The sequence below is a fragment of the Janibacter sp. RAF52 genome (assembly GCF_052114035.1).
GTDB classification, from domain to species: domain Bacteria; phylum Actinomycetota; class Actinomycetes; order Actinomycetales; family Dermatophilaceae; genus Janibacter; species Janibacter hoylei.
The window spans coordinates 1-18,666 of sequence record NZ_JBFRDY010000011.1 but is presented as its reverse complement, the minus strand read 5'-3'; the positions used below and the strand labels follow the sequence as shown (position 1 = coordinate 18,666).

Annotated in this window: 18 protein-coding genes and 1 pseudogene; 10 read left to right on the top strand and 9 right to left on the bottom strand. The window is 71.1% G+C overall.

What is annotated here, in order from left to right:
• Positions 1 to 105 precede the first annotated feature (105 nt).
• Complete coding sequence (locus AB4Y78_RS13275; protein ID WP_441714447.1) at positions 106 to 1,119, bottom strand: glycoside hydrolase family 3 N-terminal domain-containing protein; 1,014 nt, start codon at positions 1,117 to 1,119, stop codon at positions 106 to 108.
• Here AB4Y78_RS13275 and AB4Y78_RS13270 point away from each other — a divergent pair.
• The gene (locus tag AB4Y78_RS13270; RefSeq protein WP_007924336.1) at positions 1,118 to 1,363 is read left to right on the top strand and encodes a hypothetical protein; all 246 of its coding nucleotides are present in this window, start codon (positions 1,118 to 1,120) and stop codon (positions 1,361 to 1,363) included. The two genes, AB4Y78_RS13275 and AB4Y78_RS13270, sit on opposite strands and share 2 nt — an antisense overlap.
• 133 nt (positions 1,364 to 1,496) lie before the next feature.
• Complete coding sequence (locus AB4Y78_RS13265; protein WP_259911920.1) at positions 1,497 to 3,035, top strand: DUF11 domain-containing protein; 1,539 nt, start codon at positions 1,497 to 1,499, stop codon at positions 3,033 to 3,035.
• A 15-nt stretch (positions 3,036 to 3,050) separates the two neighbouring features.
• Here AB4Y78_RS13265 and AB4Y78_RS13260 read toward each other — a convergent pair whose 3' ends face one another.
• Positions 3,051 to 4,304, bottom strand: coding sequence for a THUMP-like domain-containing protein (locus tag AB4Y78_RS13260; RefSeq protein ID WP_441714444.1), 1,254 nt, complete (start codon positions 4,302 to 4,304; stop codon positions 3,051 to 3,053).
• 203 nt (positions 4,305 to 4,507) lie between these two features.
• Here AB4Y78_RS13260 and groES point away from each other — a divergent pair, with 203 nt between their 5' ends.
• From groES to AB4Y78_RS13245, 3 genes are all read left to right on the top strand, one after another.
• Positions 4,508 to 4,804, top strand: a complete 297-nt coding sequence (gene groES / locus AB4Y78_RS13255; protein WP_007924339.1) for a co-chaperone GroES — start codon at positions 4,508 to 4,510, stop codon at positions 4,802 to 4,804.
• A 101-nt stretch (positions 4,805 to 4,905) separates the two neighbouring features.
• Positions 4,906 to 6,507, top strand: coding sequence for a chaperonin GroEL (groL, locus tag AB4Y78_RS13250; RefSeq protein ID WP_259911925.1), 1,602 nt, complete (start codon positions 4,906 to 4,908; stop codon positions 6,505 to 6,507).
• Between the two features lie 337 nt (positions 6,508 to 6,844).
• Complete coding sequence (locus AB4Y78_RS13245; RefSeq protein WP_441714441.1) at positions 6,845 to 7,420, top strand: hypothetical protein; 576 nt, start codon at positions 6,845 to 6,847, stop codon at positions 7,418 to 7,420.
• A gap of 25 nt (positions 7,421 to 7,445) precedes the next feature.
• On the opposite strand, the gene serA is transcribed toward AB4Y78_RS13245, so the two are convergent.
• Complete coding sequence (gene serA, locus AB4Y78_RS13240) at positions 7,446 to 8,648, bottom strand: phosphoglycerate dehydrogenase (RefSeq protein WP_441714439.1); 1,203 nt, start codon at positions 8,646 to 8,648, stop codon at positions 7,446 to 7,448.
• Between the two features lie 97 nt (positions 8,649 to 8,745).
• Here serA and AB4Y78_RS13235 point away from each other — a divergent pair, with 97 nt between their 5' ends.
• Entirely contained in the window at positions 8,746 to 9,441 is a 696-nt protein-coding gene (locus AB4Y78_RS13235) for an aspartate/glutamate racemase family protein (protein WP_040880531.1), read from the top strand.
• Positions 9,442 to 9,657: 216 nt separating this feature from the next.
• Here AB4Y78_RS13235 and AB4Y78_RS13230 read toward each other — a convergent pair whose 3' ends face one another.
• Together AB4Y78_RS13230 and AB4Y78_RS13225 are read right to left on the bottom strand one after the other, a co-directional pair.
• Positions 9,658 to 9,903, bottom strand: a complete 246-nt coding sequence (locus AB4Y78_RS13230) for an RNA-binding S4 domain-containing protein (protein ID WP_282071049.1) — start codon at positions 9,901 to 9,903, stop codon at positions 9,658 to 9,660.
• 31 nt (positions 9,904 to 9,934) lie between these two features.
• Complete coding sequence (locus AB4Y78_RS13225) at positions 9,935 to 10,237, bottom strand: WhiB family transcriptional regulator (RefSeq protein ID WP_007924349.1); 303 nt, start codon at positions 10,235 to 10,237, stop codon at positions 9,935 to 9,937.
• 182 nt (positions 10,238 to 10,419) lie between these two features.
• On the opposite strand from AB4Y78_RS13225, the gene guaB reads away from it, so the two are divergent.
• Positions 10,420 to 11,961 carry an IMP dehydrogenase gene (guaB, locus tag AB4Y78_RS13220; RefSeq protein ID WP_282071052.1) on the top strand — a complete coding sequence of 514 codons (1,542 nt, stop codon included), beginning with the start codon at positions 10,420 to 10,422 and terminating at the stop codon, positions 11,959 to 11,961.
• A 2-nt stretch (positions 11,962 to 11,963) separates the two neighbouring features.
• Complete coding sequence (locus tag AB4Y78_RS13215) at positions 11,964 to 12,965, top strand: hypothetical protein (protein WP_441714435.1); 1,002 nt, start codon at positions 11,964 to 11,966, stop codon at positions 12,963 to 12,965.
• On the opposite strand, the gene AB4Y78_RS13210 is transcribed toward AB4Y78_RS13215, so the two are convergent.
• Positions 12,949 to 13,983 (bottom strand): P1 family peptidase, encoded by a 1,035-nt coding sequence (locus AB4Y78_RS13210; RefSeq protein ID WP_007924354.1) that lies wholly within the window; start codon positions 13,981 to 13,983, stop codon positions 12,949 to 12,951. The two genes, AB4Y78_RS13215 and AB4Y78_RS13210, sit on opposite strands and share 17 nt — an antisense overlap.
• A gap of 76 nt (positions 13,984 to 14,059) precedes the next feature.
• Here AB4Y78_RS13210 and AB4Y78_RS13205 point away from each other — a divergent pair, with 76 nt between their 5' ends.
• A complete protein-coding gene (locus tag AB4Y78_RS13205; RefSeq protein WP_007924355.1) occupies positions 14,060 to 15,082 on the top strand; it encodes a dipeptidase in 1,023 nt (340 codons plus the stop codon).
• Positions 15,083 to 15,098: 16 nt separating this feature from the next.
• Here the strand turns inward: AB4Y78_RS13205 and AB4Y78_RS13200 are convergent, their stop codons facing one another.
• On the bottom strand, positions 15,099 to 15,374 hold the full coding sequence (locus tag AB4Y78_RS13200; RefSeq protein ID WP_007924356.1) for an antitoxin: 276 nt from the start codon (positions 15,372 to 15,374) through the stop codon (positions 15,099 to 15,101).
• Positions 15,375 to 15,469: 95 nt separating this feature from the next.
• Positions 15,470 to 17,134: a DHA2 family efflux MFS transporter permease subunit gene (locus tag AB4Y78_RS13195; RefSeq protein WP_441714432.1), complete on the bottom strand. Its 1,665-nt coding sequence runs from the start codon at positions 17,132 to 17,134 to the stop codon at positions 15,470 to 15,472.
• A gap of 136 nt (positions 17,135 to 17,270) precedes the next feature.
• Between AB4Y78_RS13195 and AB4Y78_RS13190 the strand changes: the two genes are divergently transcribed.
• The gene (locus tag AB4Y78_RS13190; RefSeq protein ID WP_007924359.1) at positions 17,271 to 18,392 is read left to right on the top strand and encodes a GuaB3 family IMP dehydrogenase-related protein; all 1,122 of its coding nucleotides are present in this window, start codon (positions 17,271 to 17,273) and stop codon (positions 18,390 to 18,392) included.
• A gap of 131 nt (positions 18,393 to 18,523) precedes the next feature.
• Here AB4Y78_RS13190 and AB4Y78_RS13185 read toward each other — a convergent pair.
• Positions 18,524 to 18,666 (bottom strand): annotated as a pseudogene (locus tag AB4Y78_RS13185) (IS5/IS1182 family transposase); the annotation flags it as partial.

Genomic DNA, 18,666 nt, shown 5'->3' with positions numbered 1-18,666 from the left:
TAGGTGGGGCCGTATTTCCCTAGGGAAATGCGCAGGTGGGGCCGTATTTCCCTAGGGAAATGCGCAGGTGGGGCCGTATTTCCCTAGGGAAATGCGCAGGTGGGCTCAGCCGCAGCGCAGCAGGCCCATGTCCTCCTTGAGAGTCAGCACCCGGGTCACCGAGGCCGTGACCTGCTTGCCGAAGGCCGTGTCGCCCTTCGCCTTGGTCTCGATCGCGGAGACCATCGTCGGGACCTGGCTGGGGTCGGCGGTCAGCACGATGTCGCCACCGGCGGCGACGAACTTCGTGGCCCGCTCCGGCACCGGGGTCGCGGCGACCGCCTTGGCCGCACCGACGTCGTCGGTGATGACGACGCCGTCGAAGTCCATGTCCTCGCGGAGCATGCCGGTGACGATCTTCTGCGAAAACAGGGCGGGCGTCTCGCCGTCGATCTTCGAGTACCTGGCGGAGCCGACCATGACGATCTTGGTCCCGCCCTCGATGGTTTCGGCGAAGGGGGCGAGGTAGGGGTCCTTCGTCGTCGCCGTGGAGTCGGTGATGCCGGTGGCCTGCAGGTCGGTGTTGCCGGTGATCCGACCGATGCCCGGGAAGTGCTTGACCGTCGGCTCCACGCCGGCGTCCTGCATGCCGCGGGCGAAGGCGAGCGAGCCCTTGCCGGCGGCCACCGGGGTCGAGCCGTACTGCCGGTCCCACTTGCCGATCGGCTCGTTGGCCCGTCCGATGTCCGCCGGGACGGTGTCGGCGACGGGGGCGAGGTTGACGTTGACACCCGCCTGCTTGAGCTCGCTGCCCCACGCCTGGGCCGAGGCCCGCAGGTCGGCGTCCTGGGCCTGCTCGAGGCCGGAGGGCATCGGGGTGAAGCCCGTGCCGGTGAGCTGCTGGACCTCGCCACCCTCTTGGTCGGCCGCGACGAGCATGCCGACCTTGGTGCCGTCGACGGTCGGGGCGACCTCCTGCAGGTGCTGACTGGCGGCAGCCACGGTGGAGCGGTCCTGCCAGCCGCCGAGGTAGAGCATCGAGCCCAGGCCCTGCACCCCGATGACCTGGTCGAGGCTGGTCGCCGGGCCCGGCTGCATGGCGGCCATGATCAGCTGGCCGGCCTGCTGGGTGGGCGTCATGGCGTCGCGTACCCGCGAGACGCAGGCGCTGGCCTTCGGGCCGTCCGCGGTCGCGGAGGCCGAGCTCGAGGACCGTGAGGAGGTGCTCGAGGAGGTCGGCGACGACGACGCGGAGGTCGAGGTCGACGTGCTCGACCCGGAGCTCGCCGGAGACGACGTCGAGCCGGTCGGGTCCTCTCCGGTCCCGCCGCCGCACCCGACGAGGGCGAGGACGGCGAGGCCTGCGGCGGCGCGGGTCAGGTGACGGGCTCGGGTCGACATGGCATGCACGCTACCTGCGAGGGCGAAGGGGGGCCCCGGGCTCGGGCGCGCAGACCCCTGTACGCGGCGCGCCGTTGCCGCTACCGTGTCCCACGACACACGTCTGGGGAGGCGCGATGCGTGTACGTACGTCGATGTCCCGGTGGTTCTTTGCCGCCGTCCTGACCATGTTCGGTGCCGTGGCCGGTGCGCCGTCGTCGTCCGCCGCAGAGATCGAGTCGGGGGGACCGCTCACCTCGATCGACATCTCGCCGGTGCTCAACTGCGACGTGCGCTACGAGGGCGACGTGATGGGTGAGTGGTACGACGACATCGCCTGCGGCACCTTCGTCGCCTTCGACGACCGGCTCTTCGGCCCCGAGAGGGTCCCGGCGGGTGGCGATGCCACCCTGGTCGACAACTACGAGCCCTTCACCGCGGTCTCGCAGAGCGGGCCGACCGGGGCCGGGACGAGTGCCAGTCCCTACACCGTCACCACGACGGTCGGTCTGGGTGACACCGGGGCGACGCTAACGCAGGTCGACACCTACGTCGCCGGGGCGACCGCCTACCGGACGGACATCCGCATCACCGGCGGTGCGACCACCGGTGATGCCGTGGTCTTCCGCGGTGGCGACTGCTACCTCCAGGACAGCGACTTCGGGCTCGGGCAGGTCCTCGACGGCAACTCCCCGGTCTGCAAGGCGCAGCCTGACTCCGTCAACCCCGAGCGGGTCGAGGGCATGCGGCCACTGAGCAGCGGTGCCGCCTACATCGAGGCCGGGTACAGCCAGGTGTGGGAGGCGATCGGCAGAGGCGAGATGCTGCCCAACACCTGTCGCTGCGACGAGCGGATCGACAACGGCATCGCGATCTCGTGGACTCGGGAGATCAGCCAGGGCGCCACCGTGACGCTGTCGAGCCTGACCTTCTTCTCACCCGTCGGCACGACTCCGCTCACCGTGAGCAAGACGGTTGACCAGTCCGAGGTGTCGGCCGGCTCCGAGGTCACCTACACGATCCGGGTCTCCAATCCCGGGGCGACGAGCCAGGTCGTGAGCTCGGTGACTGACTCGCTGCCCGCCGGGTTCACCTACGTGCCGGGCTCGACGACCGGCGCGACGACGAACGACCCGACGGGCACCACCGACCTGACGTGGACGGATGACATCGAGGTACCTGCAGCGACGGGCGACACCCCGGGCTCGGTGTCGTTGAGCTTCCGGGCCACCGTCTCCGACGTCGCAGGGACGTACACCAACACGGCCAGTGCGACGGGCGAGGGCGTGACCGTCGTCGCCGCCGAGGACACCGCCCCGGTCACCGTCACGGCAGCGAGCCCGACGACCGCCACCTCAACGACCTCGACCTCCACCTCGACGACATCGTCGAGCAGCACGTCGACGAGCACCACCTCCACCTCGACCAGCTCCACCCCGACGTCGACGACGACGAGCGACCCGACGGCGACCACGAGCCAGCCGACCTCGACGACGACCGGGGGGCCGACGGCGACCGTCTCCGGTGGCCCGGAGACACCTGACGTCGTCCAGACCGACGGTGGGCCGATGGACTCCGCGTCAGGCGGCGCACTCGTGGTCCTCGCCGGTGCGGCCGGTCTGGGTCTGCTGCTCGCCCTGCGGTGGAGCGTGATGCGGCCGAGCCGACGCCACTGACGCGGGGCGGCAGACTTAGCCGTCGGCGAGAGCAGCCGGGCGCACGACGAGGACAACTTGGTCGCCGCCGACGCGCGTGAGCACGATGGTCGCGCTCTCGCCGGACCCTGCGCCGCGGCCGATCTTCAGCTGCTTGCGCAGCTGGTCCTCGTCGAGCCGGATCCCGCGCTTCTTGACCGTCAGCCCGGTGATGCCGCGCTCGCGCAGCCAGGCGCGCAGGCCCTTGACGGTGAAGGGCATCGCCTCGAGGACCTCGTAGCGGCGGGCGTGGCCGAGGTCGAGCGCCTGATCGCTCGTGACGTAACCCAGGCCGGCCTCGAGCTCGATGCCCGAGACCGCGCCGGTGACCGTGCCGATGAGCCCGGCACGCGTGACCGCACGGTCGGCCTCGTAGAGCCAGGTGCCCGTGTCGTCGAGGGAGTGCGCGACGCCGGGGTCCTCCTCGCAGCTGCGCTGGTCGACCTCGACGGGCGGGGCCCCCTTGCGCAGGACGCGGGCGGACCGGCCGGCCTCCTTGACGAGCGGCCCCCACCAGACGGTGCACTCGAGGACGGTGCCCTGCCACGAGGTCCACTGGGCCTCGGTGCCGAGCGGTGGGATGTCGTGGGGGAGCGACGGGGAGAGCTTGGCCCCGGTCGCGGGCACATCGCGGGCGACGGAGAGCACGAAGTCCCACGACGGTGAGATCTCGTCGAGCCGGAAGACCCGTCGGGTGCGCCCGGAGCGGTCGGCCACCCCCGGGGTGCGGCGGGCGGGGTCGAGCCACACGCCGGCGCGGGAGCGAAGGGGGTCCAGCGGCGCCTCGAAGTCCTCGGCCACGCCCGTGCGTGCCCGGCTGTCGGGCCACGGCCGCAGGTTGACGTCGGCGATGGCGGCAGTGAGCGGGTCGGCGTCGACGCCGTGGACGGTGACGCCGAGAGCGCTCATCGCCATCGCGTCCGAGCCGATGCCGCAGCCGAGGTCGTGGACCGTCGCGAGGCTCGCCGCGGCGTAGCGGCCGGCGTGGGTGGCGGCGACCTCGAGCCGGCTGGCTTGCTCGAGGCCGTCGGGGGTGAAGAGCATGCCCTCGGCGAACTCGCCGAACTTGTCGCGGGCCCGGCCCTGGAGGCGCTTCTGCGTCATCAGGCCGGCGGCCTGCTCGGCGGTGAGTCCCTCCCTGCGCAGGCGGGCGGTGACCGTGACGGCCTCCGCCTCCGTGTACTCGGGGAGACCGTGCAGGTGGGCATGCCCCTCGGGGGAGGCGAGCCAACGCACGGTCTGGATGTCCACAGGCGCATTGTCCATGGTGGGCGCCCGATCCGCAGCCGCCACCCTCGCTGGCACTCGGGTTGACCGAGTGCCAGATGGCGTCCTAGATTGATCTTGGCACTCACCACTGGCGAGTGCCAGATGCCACGGTTGGACGACCCCCGCGACGGCGCCCGGCCAGGCTTCGCCCCAGAACTCACATTCGTCCCACAGAAGGAGTCACCGTGTCGGTTTCCATCAAGCCGCTCGAGGACCGGATCGTCGTCAAGGGCATCGAGGCGCAGCAGACCACCGCCTCCGGCCTCGTCATCCCGGACACCGCCAAGGAGAAGCCGCAGGAGGGCGAGGTCGTCGCCGTCGGCCCCGGCCGTTTCAACGACGACGGTGACGAGCGCGTCCCGATGGACATCTCCGTCGGCGACCGCGTCATCTACTCCAAGTACGGCGGCACCGAGATCAAGCACGGTGGCGAGGAGTACCTCATCCTCTCCGCCCGCGACGTGCTCGCGATCCTCGCCTGAGCCTGCGCACGACACACAGCTGACGCCCCGGGTGCGGCCCTCTCCCGGGCCTGCCGGGGCGTCGCTCTTTATCTCCCTTCGTCAAGAACCTAAGGACAAACATGGCCAAGGAACTGGAGTTCAACGACTCCGCCCGTGACGCCCTCCAGCGCGGCGTCGACCAGCTCGCCAACGCCGTCAAGGTGACGCTCGGCCCCAAGGGTCGCAACGTCGTCATCGACAAGCAGTGGGGCGCCCCGACGATCACCAACGACGGCGTGACCATCGCCCGCGAGATCGAGCTCGAGGACCCGTACGAAAACCTCGGTGCGCAGCTCGCCAAGGAGGTCGCGACCAAGACCAACGACGTCGCCGGTGACGGCACGACGACCGCGACCGTCCTCGCCCAGGCCATGGTCAAGGAGGGCCTGCGCAATGTCGCCGCCGGCGCCGCTCCGTCCGGCCTCAAGCGGGGCATCGACAAGGCCGTCGAGGCCGTCTCCGCGCGCCTCCTCGAGATCGCCCGCGAGGTCGAGGGCAAGGAGGAGATCGCGCAGGTCGCCTCCCTCTCCGCCCAGGACCAGGGCATCGGCGGCATCATCGCCGACGCCTTCGACAAGGTCGGCAAGGACGGCGTCATCACCGTCGAGGAGTCCTCGACTGCCGAGACCGCGCTCGACTTCACCGAGGGCATGCAGTTCGACAAGGGTTACATCAGCCCCTACTTCGTCACCGACCCGGAGCGCATGGAGGGTGTCCTCGAGGACGCCTACGTCCTGATCAACCAGGGCAAGATCTCCACGATCCAGGACATCCTCCCGGTGCTGGAGAAGGTCGTCCAGAGCGGCAAGCCGCTGCTCATCATCGCCGAGGACATCGAGGGCGAGGCCCTCTCCACCCTCGTCGTCAACAAGCTCAAGGGCGTCTTCAACGTCGCGGCCGTCAAGGCCCCGGGCTTCGGCGACCGCCGCAAGGCGATGCTCCAGGACATTGCCATTCTCACCGGCGGTCAGGTCATCGCCGAGGAGGTCGGCCTCAAGCTCGACCAGGTCGGTCTCGAGGACCTCGGTCAGGCCCGTCGTGTCGTCGTCACCAAGGACGCGACGACGATCATCGACGGCCAGGGTGCCGCCGACGACGTCACCGGTCGGGTCAACCAGATCAAGTCCGAGATCGAGCGGACCGACTCCGACTGGGACCGCGAAAAGCTCCAGGAGCGCCTCGCGAAGCTCGCCGGTGGCGTCTGCGTCATCCAGGTCGGCGCCCACACCGAGGTCGAGCTCAAGGAGAAGAAGCACCGCATCGAGGACGCGATCTCCGCGACCCGCGCGGCCATCGAGGAGGGCATCGTCGCCGGCGGTGGCTCCTCGCTCGCCCACGCGGTCTCCGTCGTCGAGGGCCTCGGCCTCGAGGGTGACGAGCAGGTCGGCGCCAACATCGTGCGGACCGCCGGTGTCGAGCCGCTGCGCTGGATCGCCGAGAACGCGGGCCTCGAGGGCTACGTCGCCGTCGCCAAGGTGCAGGAGCTGACCCCCGGCCAAGGCCTCAACGCCGCGACCGGTGAGTACGGCGACCTCATCGGCCAGGGCGTCATCGACCCGGTCAAGGTCACCCGCTCCGCGCTCGTCAACGCCGCCTCGATCGCGTCGATGGTGCTCACCACCGACACGCTCGTCGTGGACAAGAAGGAGGACGAGGACGAGGGCCACGGCCACTCGCACTGACGTCCTGACCCGAATGGGGTGGCGCACCGGTTGGTGCGCCACCCCATTCGTCATGCTCCGTGGTGTAGATGCGACCTAGGAGCCACCGACCGACCCTGATCGCTGTGAAAGACGGCCCCAGCGAGGCTGCCGCGAATCGCAGCCGTCGCGCTGACGCGCCACAGATCGCATGCCACCTATCCATGGAGTGCCCCTTGCGCGGCCTCGGGTCATCCCCCCGGGACCGCGACTGCAGGAGGGGCCACCCGGCAGGTCGGCTGGCGCTGAGGGTCAGTCCTCGGGATCGAGCCGCCCTGGTCCGTCGGGGTGGGGCCGTGGGCTCCTCGCGGGGCGCCGGATGCAGGCGCAGCCGGGTCTGGCCTCCCGGTCGGCCGTCTCCCTCGTCCTCATCGGCTTCGTCACCGGACTGGCCGTCCCGCTGCAGGGTGTCATCGAGTCCGAGTACCTGGCGCAGCGGACCGATGGCGGGTCCATCGTCCACGGCGTGCCCACGCTCGACCTGCTCTACTACTCGCTGCCCGTCGTCGCCGCGCAGGTGCTGGCCGTGGTGGCCGGCGGGCTCGCCGCGATCGGTCTGCTCGTCGCCGTCGCCGAGCAGGTCTCGCTGCGAGGCGCCGACCTGGCCCGGCAGGTGGCACTGGGGGTCCCACGTCGCGTCATCCGCACGGCACTGGTCGTCGAGACGGCCACGCCAGCCGCCATCATGACGACTGTGGCGCTGCTCCTCGGCGCGGCGGTCCCGGTGCTCTCGGTGACGCTCACCGGCAATGCCGCACTCCTGGGCCGGGTCGAGTGGGCTCGGCTCGCCGGGACCTGGGTGGCCCTGCTGGCCGTGGTCGGCCTGGCCTCCTGGGTCGGGGGCCGTGCGCTGCCCAGCGCCACCGGTGCTCGACGGATCCGCGATCGGGAGTGACCCCCTGCGCGCGAAGGTGGAGAGGTCAGGCCGTGACGATGACCCGGACCTCGACGGTCTCGGGCAGGTCGCGCAGGCGCTGCTCGGTGTCGGCGGGCAGACCGCTCGCCAGGTCGGTGACGGCGTAGCCGTACTCGCCCTTGGTGCTCAGCTGCTGGCTGTCGATGTTGACGTCGCCCTCGGAGAGGATCGTGTTGACCCGGGCGAGGACGCCGGGGACGTTCTTGTGCAGGTGGAGGATGCGGGTGCCGCCGTCGGCGACGGGTGCCGCGACCGCCGGGACGTTGACCGACATGGTCGTCGCACCGGTGCTCGCCCAGTCGCGCAGCTTGCCGGAGACGTAGCGCCCGATGTCGAGCTGGGCCTCCTCGGTGGACCCGCCGACGTGAGGGGTGAGGATGACGTTGGGGATGCCCTGCAGGCAGTTGTCGAAGGGGTCGCCCGCCTTCTTGGGCTCGCTCGGGAAGACGTCGACGGCCGCGCCGGCGATGTGCCCCGACAGGAGGTTGTCGCGCAGCGCCTCGAGGTCGACGACGAAGCCGCGCGAGAGGTTGAGGAAGAGGCTGCGCGGGCGCATCTTGGCGAACTGCTGGGCGCCGAAGTTGCCCGCATTGCCCGCGCGGCCGTCGACGTGGAGGGTGATCGTCTCGCAGGTCTCGAGCAGCTCGTCGAGGGTGTCGCACTTCTTGGCATTGCCGAGCGGGAGCTTGTCCTCGAGGTCGTAGAAGGACACGTGCATGCCGAAGGCCTCGGCGACGACCGACAGCTGGGCGCCGATGTTGCCGTAGCCGATGATGCCGAGGGTGCGTCCGCGGACCTCGTGCGCGCCCTTCGCCGACTTGTCCCAGACGCCGGCGTGGAGCGCGGCGTTCTTGTCCGTCAGGCGGCGGGCCAGCGAGATGATCTCGCCGAGCGCGAGCTCCACGACGCTGCGGGTGTTGGAAAAGGGGGCGTTGAAGACGACCGTGCCGGCCTGGGCGGCGGCGTCGAGGTCGATCTGGTTGGTGCCGATGCAGAAGGCGCCGATGGCCTTGAGCTCGGGCCGGGCCTCGATGACCGCCCGGGTGACCTTGGTCTTGGAGCGGATGCCGACCATGTCGACACCCTCGAGCGCGGCGATCAGCTCGGTCTCGTCGAGCGCACCGGAGCGGGTCTCGACCTCGAAGCCGGCGTCGGTGAGCGCCTCACGGGCGGCCTCGTGGATGTTTTCCAGCAGCAGAACCTTCACGCCGGCAGGGTATGCCCGCCCCCGATGTGACCTCGCACGCGCCCGCCATGCGGAACCACGGGCCCACGGGCGCAGGGCCGCTGGCTAGGGTGTGGTCATGCGTCTCCTGGGTGTCCTCGGTGGAATGGGCTGGTCGGCAACGGCGGAGTACTACCGCCGTCTCAACGAAGGGGTCGAGGCCCGGCTCGGGGGCCTGCACAGCGCCCGGGTGCTCATCCACAGCGTCGACTTCCAGGCCGTCGACGACGCCGACGAGTCCGGCGACTGGGACGCGATGGCCGACATCCTCGTCGAGGCCGCTCGGAGCCTGCGCGCTGGTGGCGCCGAGGGCATCCTCCTGGCCGCCAACACGATGCACGCGGTCGCCGACCGCATCTCGGCGGACCTGGACATCCCCTTCTTCCACATCGCCGAGGCCACGGCCGAGCGGGTGGCCGGCGCCCACCAGCGCCGGGTCGGTCTGCTCGCGACGGCGACGACGATGGGTGGCGACTTCTACACGACCCCCTTCGAGCGGCGCGGGATCGACGTCGTCCTGCCGGACCCGGCCGACCGACCGGAGGTCGACCGGATGATCTACGAGGAGCTCGTCCCCGGCATCATCAAGGACAGCTCGCGCAAGGAGCTGCGGCGGATCATGCAGGGCATGGCCGATCGGGGCGCCGAGGGCGTCGTGCTCGCGGGCACCGAGCTCGGGCTGCTGCTCGAGGAGGACGACTGCCCGGTGCCGCTGCACGACACCACGGCCGTGCACGTCGACGAGGCGCTCACCTGGATGCTCGCGGAGGGCTGACCCTTCGAGACGGTCGCTGCGCGACCTCCTCAGGGGCCGTGGGTGGTGGAGACGGTGGCTGCGCGACCTCCGGGTCCTGAGGAGCGAGTCCGCGCAGCGGGCGAGCGTCTCGAAGGGCAGGGGCCGTGGATGGTGGAGACGGTCGCTGCGCGACCTCCGGGTCCTGAGGAGCGAGTCCGCGCAGCGGGCGAGCTTCTCGAAGGGCAGGGACCGTGGTCACCAGGGGACGTCGATCTCCGCCTCGCCGGTGACGACCTCGATCTGCTGACCGCCCAGCTCGACGACGCTGCCGGCGCGGATCTGGGCGCCGCGGCGGGTCTCGGGGGCGCCGTCGACGCTCACCTGACCGGCGGCGATGACCTCACGGGCCATGACGCCGTCCTCCACCAGGCCGGCCAGCTTGAGCAGCTGGCCGAGGCGGATCGACTCGTCGCGGATGTGGACCGGTGCGGGAGAGCTCACGCCACCAGACTAGGCGGCGAAGGGGGAGCGTTCAGCCCGCGAGGCCGGCGCGGGAGATGTCCCGCCCGGCGAGGACGACCTGACGCTCGTCCTCGGTCATGCCGCCCCAGACCCCGAAGGGCTCGCGGATGGCCAGCGCGTGCGCGCGGCAGGCGGCGATGACGGGGCAGGAGGAGCAGATCTCCTTGGCGGCGGCGTCACGCAGACGGCGGGCGGCGCCACGCTCGCCGTCGGGGTGGTAGAAGGACTCGCTGCCGGTCTCGCGGCAGGCTCCCTCGAACTGCCACTCCCACAGGTCTGCCACCGGTCCGGGTGCGGTGCCGTCGTGTCCCATGTCTGTCCCTCCAGAGAAGCCGTGTGGAGGGACCCCGTCGCCTCCGCGTTCCTGAGGGACAACCTAAGGAGATCGAGGCCAACGCAGGTCGTCTGCAGGGTATGGATTCCCCCCGGAAATGCGGCCTTTGGTCAGGAAATGGTCAGGTCAGCGACGCCCTCGAGGTGGCTTAGGATAGAGAGATGGATTTCGGTGACCCGACCACCCGTGACGACTCCGGGGCCGGTGTCCCGGACCCCTTCGCCAAGCTGGGGCTGACCTACGACGACGTCCTCCTGCTGCCCGGCTACAGCGAGTTGGCGCCCGGGGACCTGGACACGACGACGCGCCTGACGCGCGAGATCTCCATCCGCACGCCCCTCATCTCGGCGGCCATGGACACCGTGACCGAGTCGCGGATGGCCATCGCCATGGCGCGCCAGGGTGGCATCGGGGTGCTCCACCGCAACCTCTCCATCGAGGACCAGGCCTACCAGGTCGACCTCGTCAAGCGGACCCAGACCGGCATGATCACCAACCCCGTCGTCATCGGCCCCGAGGCCACCCTCGACGACCTCGACCAGCGGTGCGGCGAGTACCGCGTCTCGGGTCTGCCCGTCGTCGACGGTGACAACGTGCTCATCGGCATCATCACCAACCGCGACCTGCGCTTCACGCCCGTGGCCGAGTGGTCGACGACCCTCGTGCGCGACGTGATGACCCCGATGCCCCTCATCACCGCCCCGGTCGGCATCTCGCACGAGGACGCGACCCTGCTGCTGCGCCAGCACAAGCGCGAGCGGCTGCCGATCGTCGACGACGCGGGCAAGCTGGCCGGGCTGATCACGGTCAAGGACTTCGTCAAGAGCGAGCAGTTCCCCAATGCGAGCAAGGACGCGCAGGGCCGCCTGCTCGTCGGCGCGGCCATCGGCTACTTCGGCGACGCCTGGGAGCGGGCGACGACCCTCATCGACGCCGGCGTCGACGTCCTCGTCGCCGACACGGCTCACGGGCACGTCCGCCTGCTGCTCGAGATGTGCGAACGGCTCAAGAAGGACCCGGCGACCCGCCACGTCCAGATCATCGGCGGCAACGTCGCCACCCGCGAGGGAGCGCAGGCCTTCATCGACACCGGCGTCGACGCGATCAAGGTGGGCGTCGGGCCGGGCTCGATCTGCACGACCCGCATCGTCACCGGGGTCGGTGCCCCGCAGATCACCGCGGTCCACGACGCCTCCCTCGCCGCGCGCCCGGCCGGCGTCCCGGTCATCGCCGACGGCGGCCTGCAGCACTCGGGTGACATCGCCAAGGCGCTCGTCGCCGGTGCCGACAGCGTCATGGTCGGCTCGCTCCTCGCCGGCTGCGAGGAGAGCCCGGGCGAGCTGATCTTCGTCAGCGGCAAGCAGTTCAAGGCCTACCGCGGCATGGGCAGCCTCGGCGCCATGAGCAGCCGCGGCAAGAAGTCCTTCAGCAAGGACCGCTACTTCCAGGCCGAGGTGACGAGTGACGACCAGCTCGTCCCCGAGGGCATCGAAGGGCGCGTCGCCTACCGCGGCACCCTCGCCCAGGTCGCCCACCAGATGGTCGGCGGGCTGCGGCAGTCGATGTTCTACGTCGGCGCGGGCACGATCCCCGAGCTGCAGGCGAAGGGGAAGTTCGTCCGGATCACCTCCGCCTCCCTCAAGGAGAGCCACCCGCACGACATCGAGGCGATCGTCGAGGCACCCAATTACAGCGTCCGCTGACCGTGGCCGGGCCGGAGTCGAAGCGCGCGAAGGGCATCGGTGGGCCGCCGGGCAGTCTCCTGTGGTGGATCTCCCAGGTGGCCGGTCTCGTCGTGAGCCTCGTGCTCATGCTCGTGCTGGCCGCCGCGCTGTCGATGCTCACCCGGATGGTCGTCGAGGGCCGCACCGACCCGCCGCTCCACCCGCCGACGGTCGGCGTCTGGTGGCTCCTGTGCACCGGAGCGCTCCTCGTGCCGATGCTGCGTCAGACCTGGCAGGAGCTGGCCTCCGAGCAGGTCCACGTCGACGCGGCCGGCAACGAGCTGCGCATCGACCGGTGGTCGCCGGCCGAGGAGCGCGAGCGCTTCGCGGCGCTGGTCGGTGCCGTCGACCGGGGAGTCGCCGCCCCGCAGACAGATGCCGACGACCGCGATGCCGACGACCGGGCCGCGGCCGACGAGCCGGTCGTCGCGCAAGAGCGGGCACGTGAGCGACCGCAGCGGCAGGCCGCGCGGGAGACCGCAGCCGCGGTCGAGCCGGCGGGGCCGTCGGTGGGACCCGACGGCCGGTGGTCGGCCCCCCTTCGCTGGCTCGAGCTGGCCGGCATGGTCTGCCTCGTCGGCTGGCTGCCGCTGCTGCTCGTCGCGGTGATCGTCTTCGCCGAGCTGCAGGACTCCGTCGCCTCGGAGTGGGGGCTGCTGCCGATGGCGCTGCTGCCGATCGGCTGGGTGCTGCTGTGGGTGCACCACCTGCTGCGGCACCGGTGGCTGCGCACCCGCGAGACCCGCAGCGACCTGGCCGGCCTGCACGGGATGACGGCCTTCGTCCTCGCCGTCGTGCTCGTGCTCGTCGCCCTGACCGGCCTGATCATGCGTGACGAGTTCCTCGGTGTCGCGCTCATCAGCTTCCCGCTCGCCGTCCTGTGCGGCTGGGTGGCCAAGCGCGAGATGCGGCACCACGTCCCCGATCGCACGAGCAGCAGCGACGGCTCCGACACCCCCGTCGACATCACTCCCTTCGACTGACCGCCGCACGGTACGAGCGCATCTCGGCCCCACCGGTGGCCCTACGGTCGACCGACTCGGCCGCGAGGACCGCCCGGACGATGGCGCGGCTGACGCAGTCGGCGGCAGCGGTCTGCAGCTCCACGAAGGCGAAGGGGTCCACGGCCGGCCCGCCGGGTGTCGACAGGGCGAAGACCGTGTCGCCGTCGAACCCGGTGTGCACCGGCGAGAGCGCCCGGGCGAAGCCGTCGTGCGCGACACCCGCGAGCTTCGCGCAGCCCGCCTTGTCGAGCGCGGCATCCGTGGCCACCACGGCCAGGGTCGTCGCCGTCCCGGCCCGCAGCGCCTGCGCCTCGGCGGCCTGACGCTCCCAGTGGGCCTGCACCGCAACGGGATCGGGCTCGGGCACGTCGACCTCACCCGGTACCAGCAGGCGCTCGGCGAGCAGCCGACCGTCGGGGGAGAGCGGCGAGCCGACCGCGTTGACCGCGACGAGGGCGCCCACCGTCACCCCCGAAGGGAGCACGGCGCTCGCCGACCCGATGCCGCCGCGCAGCCCGCCGGCGCGGGCTCCGGTCCCGGCGCCGACACCCCCTTCGTCCACCGGGCCGTCGCTCGCCGCGAGGTAGGCGGCCCGGCCCTCGTCCGGGCCGGGGTGGTGACGCCACGACCCGGCCCGCCCGAGGTCGAAGAGGATCGCGGCCGGGACGATCGGCACGACCTCACCGGCTCCTGGGCCGGCCGGCCAGCCACGCCCCTCGTCGGCGAGCGCCGCGACGACGCCGTCCGCGGCGGACAGGCCGTAGGCGCTGCCGCCCGACAGGACGACGGCGTCGACGGCGTCGACGAGGTTGAGGGGGTCGAGCAGGTCGGTCTCGCGGGTGCCGGGGCCGCCGCCGCGCACGTCCACCCCACCGGTCGTGCCGACGGGCGGCACGACGACGCTCGTCCCGGTGAGCCAGCCGGGCTCGTCACGGGTGGCATGGCCGACCCGGATGCCCGGGACGTCGGTGATGGCGTTGTGCGCTCCGGGGTGCATGGCACCAGCATGCCCGCGGAGCCGGCCGCCCGGGAGGGGTGGGGATAGCCCTCTGCGTCGGTGGTTGACTGGAGCGATGACGACGAGCAGCGACCCGATCCGCGTCCTCGACGGCCACAACGACCTGCCGTGGCACCACCGCGAGGTGGCCGGCTACGACCTCGACGCCTGCGACATCGCCCAGCCGCAGCCGCACCTGCACACGGACCTGCCGCGGATGCGCGCAGGGGGCCTGGCCGCCCAGCTGTGGTCGGTGTGGGTGCCCTGCGAGCTCCAGGGCGAGGCGGCCGTCGCCGCGACGCACGAGCAGATCGACTTCGTCGCGGCCATGTGCGCCCGCTACGAGGAGATGGTCTCGGCGCGGACCGCGGCCGACGTGCACGCGGCGTGGGCGCAGGGCCGGCACGCCGCGCTCGTCGGGATGGAGGGCGGCCACAGCATCAACGAGTCGCTCGAGACCCTCGAGGGCTTCGCCGACCGGGGTGCCCGCTACATGACGCTCACGCACAACGACAACACGCCCTGGGCCGACTCGGCGACCGACGAGCGCGTGCACGGCGGACTGACCGACTTCGGTCGTGAGGTCGTCGCCCGGATGAACGACCTCGGGGTCGTCGTCGACCTGTCGCACGTGAGCGCGGAGACGATGCACGACGCCCTCGACGCGACGCGTCTACCCGTGATGTTCAGCCACTCCGGCGCGCGAGCGGTGTGCGACCACCCGCGCAATGTCCCGGATGACGTCCTCGAGCGCATCCCGGGCAACGGCGGGATCGTCATGGCCAACGTCGTGCCGAAGTTCGTCAACCCGGCCCGGGCCGACGAGGTCCTCGGACGCACCTGCGTCGTGCCCGACCCGGTGGCGACGCTCGACCACGTCGTCGCGCACTTCGAGCACCTGCGTGAGGTCGTCGGCATCGAGCACGTCGGCATCGGCGCGGACTACGACGGCGTCGACGAGACGCCGGTCGGGCTCGAGGACGTCGCGAGCTACCCGCGGCTGCTCGGCGCGCTGGGGGAGCGGGGCTGGAGCCGCAGCGACCTCGAGGCCCTCGCGCACGGCAACGTGCTGCGGGTCCTCGAGGCCACGGAGGTCTAGCGGGGCGGGCGCCGGCTCACATCCGCAGGTCGGGGAAGGGCGTGTCACCCTTCGGCGCCGGCGGGGCGTCGTGCACCGCCGACCCGCGCACGGTGTCCACGCCGGTGACGTTCTTCTTCACCGTCCGGGAGAGCCCGCTCAGCTGCTTGTGGTACTTGCCCTTGGTGCGCCGGTCGACGAAGCCGGTCGCCTTGTCGATGTAGTCGCCCGCCTTGTCGGGGTTGTTGCGCGCCCACTGGCGCGCGGTCTCGGTGGCGGTCAGGACGACAGCGGCGTTCTTGAACTTGGCCATGGGGCGGTCCTTCGGTCGGGGATGTACTCGCCACGGACAACGAAGGGGGACCACGCAGGATTCCGCGCGTGGCCCCCCTCCTTGGTCGGGTGGAGTCAGTGCATGAGCACCGGAGCGGCCTCGCCGGGCTCCTCGTCGAGCATGTGGCTCTCCTCGTGCTTGCGCGGGAGGAAGGCCGCGACGACGAGGGTCGCGAGGCACATGAAGGCCGAGACCCAGTAGGTCGCGGCGAAGGCCTCGGCCATGTCGACGCGCACTGCGTGCACGAGCGCGGCGGCACCGGCCTGCGGGTCGCTCGCGTACTGCGCCATGACCTGGGCGACCTCGGGGAACTTCGCGAGGAGCTGCTGCATCGCGCCCGGGTCGGTGACCTCGGCGCTCTCCTCGCCGAAGGCCTGCGCCTGACCGATGAGGGGACGGTCCTCGAAGCCACGGGTCAGGACGACCGATGCGATGGCCACGCCGAAGGAGCTCGCGACCTGCTGGGTGATGTTGAGCAGCGTCGAGCCGCGGGCCACCTGGTGGGCGGTGAGCGCCTTGAGCGAGCTCGTCATGAGCGGCATCATCGTTGCGCCCATGCCCAGACCCATGACGAAGAGCGCCGGGATGACGAAGCCCCAGTAGCTCGAGTCCGCGGAGAGCTGGGTGAAGGCGAACATGCCGCCGGTGATCAGGGCGATGCCGACGGGGACGATCCGGCCGACGGGGTACTTGTCGACCAGCATGCCGGCGATCGGCATGGTGACCAGGGCGCCGAGGCCCTGCGGGATCATCAGGACGCCCGCCATGGTCGTCGTCTCGCCCCGCACCTGCTGGAAGTAGGTCGGCATGAGGAGCAGGCCGCCGAAGAAGGCCGCGGCGAAGAGGAACATCGTCAGCGCGGCGATCGAGAACTGCCGGTTGCCGAGCAGACGCAGGTCGAGCAGCGGGTGCTTCGGGCGCATCGACCACCAGCCGAAGGCGAGGATGAGGACGAGCCCGGCCAGGGCGGTGCCGTAGACCTTGGGCGAGTTGACCGTGCCCTCCTCGGGGATCGACGAGACGCCGTAGAGGAAGAGCGCCAGGCCGGGCGACATGAGGAGCAGGCCGATGATGTCGAGCGACTCGGTGGGCTCGGTGTGGTCCTTGGGCAGGACGAGCGCGGCGTAGACGAGGGCGACGATGCCGAGGGGCAGGTTGATGAGGAAGATCCAGGTCCAGCTCGGGCGGCCCAGCCAGTGGGCGTTGTCGATGAGCCAGCCACCGAGGATCGGGCCACCGATCGGGCCGAGGAGCATCGGGATGCCGAGGATCGCCATGAGGCGACCGATGCGGTCCGGGCCGGCCGCGCGCGTCATGATCGTCATGCCGAGCGGCATGAGCATGCCGCCGCCGAGGCCCTGGACGACGCGGGCGCCGATGAGCATCTCGATGGAGGACGCGAAGGCGCACAGGACGGAGCCGGCGACGAAGAAGGCGATCGCGGCGAGGTAGAGCCGCTTGGTGCCGAAGCGGTCAGCGGCCCAGCCGGTCAGCGGGATGACGGTGGCCAAGGCCAGCGTGTAGGCGGTGACGGTCCAGGCGACGGTCGAGTAGTGCAGCGGCTCGGGGCCCGTGGCCAGGTCGGTCTGGAAGTGCGGGAGCGCGACGTTGACGACCGTGATGTCGAGGATCGACATGATCGAGCCGAGGACGACGACGCCGGCGATCTTGAGGACGGCCGCGTCGATCTTGTCCGGATACTCCGTGGGCAGCGTGGGATCGTGCGCAGGTGCAGACACAGGGGTCTCCTGTCAGGGGTGCGAAGGGGGGAGGCGGCGGCCTCGTCGCCACCCTGGCCGGCGGGAGAGATACGTGCGTCGGCCATGCAAGTATGCGCCGTCACCCACGAGGGGCCAAGCCCTTTAGGCTGGGCGGGTGAACGAGATTGAGATCGGCCGGGGCAAGCGTGGCCGCAGGGCCTACTCCTTCGACGACATCGCGGTGCTGCCGAGTCGACGCACGCGCGATCCCGAGGAGGTGTCGCTCGACTGGCAGATCGACGCCTACCACTTCGAGATGCCGGTCATCGCGGCCCCGATGGACTCGGTGATGTCGCCGGCGACGGCCGTCGCCTTCGGCGAGGCCGGCGGTCTGCCGGTCCTCGACCTCGAGGGCCTGTGGACGCGCTACTCCGACCCCGAGCCGCTGCTCGCGGAGATCGCCTCGCTCGACCCGGCCCTCGCGACGGCGCGGATGCAGGAGATCTACGCGGCCCCGATCCAGCCCGACCTGATCAGCGAGCGGCTGCGCGAGCTGCGGTCGGCCGGCGTCACGGTCGCCGGTGCGCTCAGCCCGCAAAACACGCAGCAGCACTGGAAGACCGTCGTCGACGCGGGGGTGGACCTCTTCGTCATCCGCGGCACGACGGTCTCCGCCGAGCACGTGAGCAGCCGGTCCGAGCCGCTCAACCTCAAGCGATTCATCTACGAGCTCGACGTGCCGGTCATCGTCGGTGGCGCGGCGAGCTACACCGCCGCCCTGCACCTCATGCGGACCGGTGCGGCGGGTGTCCTCGTCGGCTTCGGCGGGGGAGCGGCCCACACGACCCGCCAGGCGCTGGGGATCCACGCGCCGATGGCCAGCGCCGTGGCCGACGTCGCTGCCGCCCGCCGCGACTACCTCGACGAGTCCGGTGGCCGCTACGTCCACGTCATCGCCGACGGTGGCCTCGGGACGAGTGGCGACATCGTCAAGGCGGTGGCCTGCGGCGCCGACGCCGTGATGCTGGGTGCGGCGCTGGCCCGCGCGGCCGACGCACCCGGTCGCGGCTTCCACTGGGGCGCCGAGGCGCACCACCCCGAGCTGCCTCGTGGGGCGCGCGTCGAAGTCGGCTCTGTCGCGCCGCTGCAGGAGGTGCTCTTCGGCCCGAGCAAGGTGGCCGACGGCACGACCAACCTCATCGGTGCGCTGCGCCGGGCCATGGCCACGACCGGCTACACCGAGGTCAAGGAGCTGCAGCGCATCGAGGTCGTCGTCGCGCCACACCAGCCGAGCTGACCCACCCCACCTCGCCACCCCCCTTCCGCATCTGCCTCGGCACGTGCGGGAGGGGGTGCGCATTTCCCTAGGCAGATGCGGAAGGGGTGGCGCATTTCCCTAGGCAGATGCGCACTGGGGGTGGTATTTCCCTAGGGCGTGTCTGACAAAAGTTGGGTCCAGGCGATCACTGCGTGGAGGACGACGGCGGCGCGGTAGGTCAGGGCGAGCTTGTCGTAGCGGCAGGCCAGTGCGCGCCATTGCTTGAGCTTGGCGAAGCGGCACTCGACGACGT

Coding starts and splice junctions, on each gene's coding strand:
- AB4Y78_RS13270 (WP_007924336.1), top strand. CDS start 1,118: ATGGCGTCGCGTACCCGCGAGACGCAGGCGCTGGCCTTCGGGCCGTCC.
- AB4Y78_RS13275 (WP_441714447.1), bottom strand. CDS start 1,119: ATGACGCCCACCCAGCAGGCCGGCCAGCTGATCATGGCCGCCATGCAG.
- AB4Y78_RS13265 (WP_259911920.1), top strand. CDS start 1,497: ATGCGTGTACGTACGTCGATGTCCCGGTGGTTCTTTGCCGCCGTCCTG.
- groL (WP_259911925.1), top strand. CDS start 4,906: ATGGCCAAGGAACTGGAGTTCAACGACTCCGCCCGTGACGCCCTCCAG.
- AB4Y78_RS13245 (WP_441714441.1), top strand. CDS start 6,845: ATGCAGGCGCAGCCGGGTCTGGCCTCCCGGTCGGCCGTCTCCCTCGTC.
- AB4Y78_RS13235 (WP_040880531.1), top strand. CDS start 8,746: ATGCGTCTCCTGGGTGTCCTCGGTGGAATGGGCTGGTCGGCAACGGCG.
- AB4Y78_RS13225 (WP_007924349.1), bottom strand. CDS start 10,237: ATGGGACACGACGGCACCGCACCCGGACCGGTGGCAGACCTGTGGGAG.
- guaB (WP_282071052.1), top strand. CDS start 10,420: ATGGATTTCGGTGACCCGACCACCCGTGACGACTCCGGGGCCGGTGTC.
- AB4Y78_RS13210 (WP_007924354.1), bottom strand. CDS start 13,983: ATGCACCCCGGAGCGCACAACGCCATCACCGACGTCCCGGGCATCCGG.
- AB4Y78_RS13205 (WP_007924355.1), top strand. CDS start 14,060: ATGACGACGAGCAGCGACCCGATCCGCGTCCTCGACGGCCACAACGAC.
- AB4Y78_RS13200 (WP_007924356.1), bottom strand. CDS start 15,374: ATGGCCAAGTTCAAGAACGCCGCTGTCGTCCTGACCGCCACCGAGACC.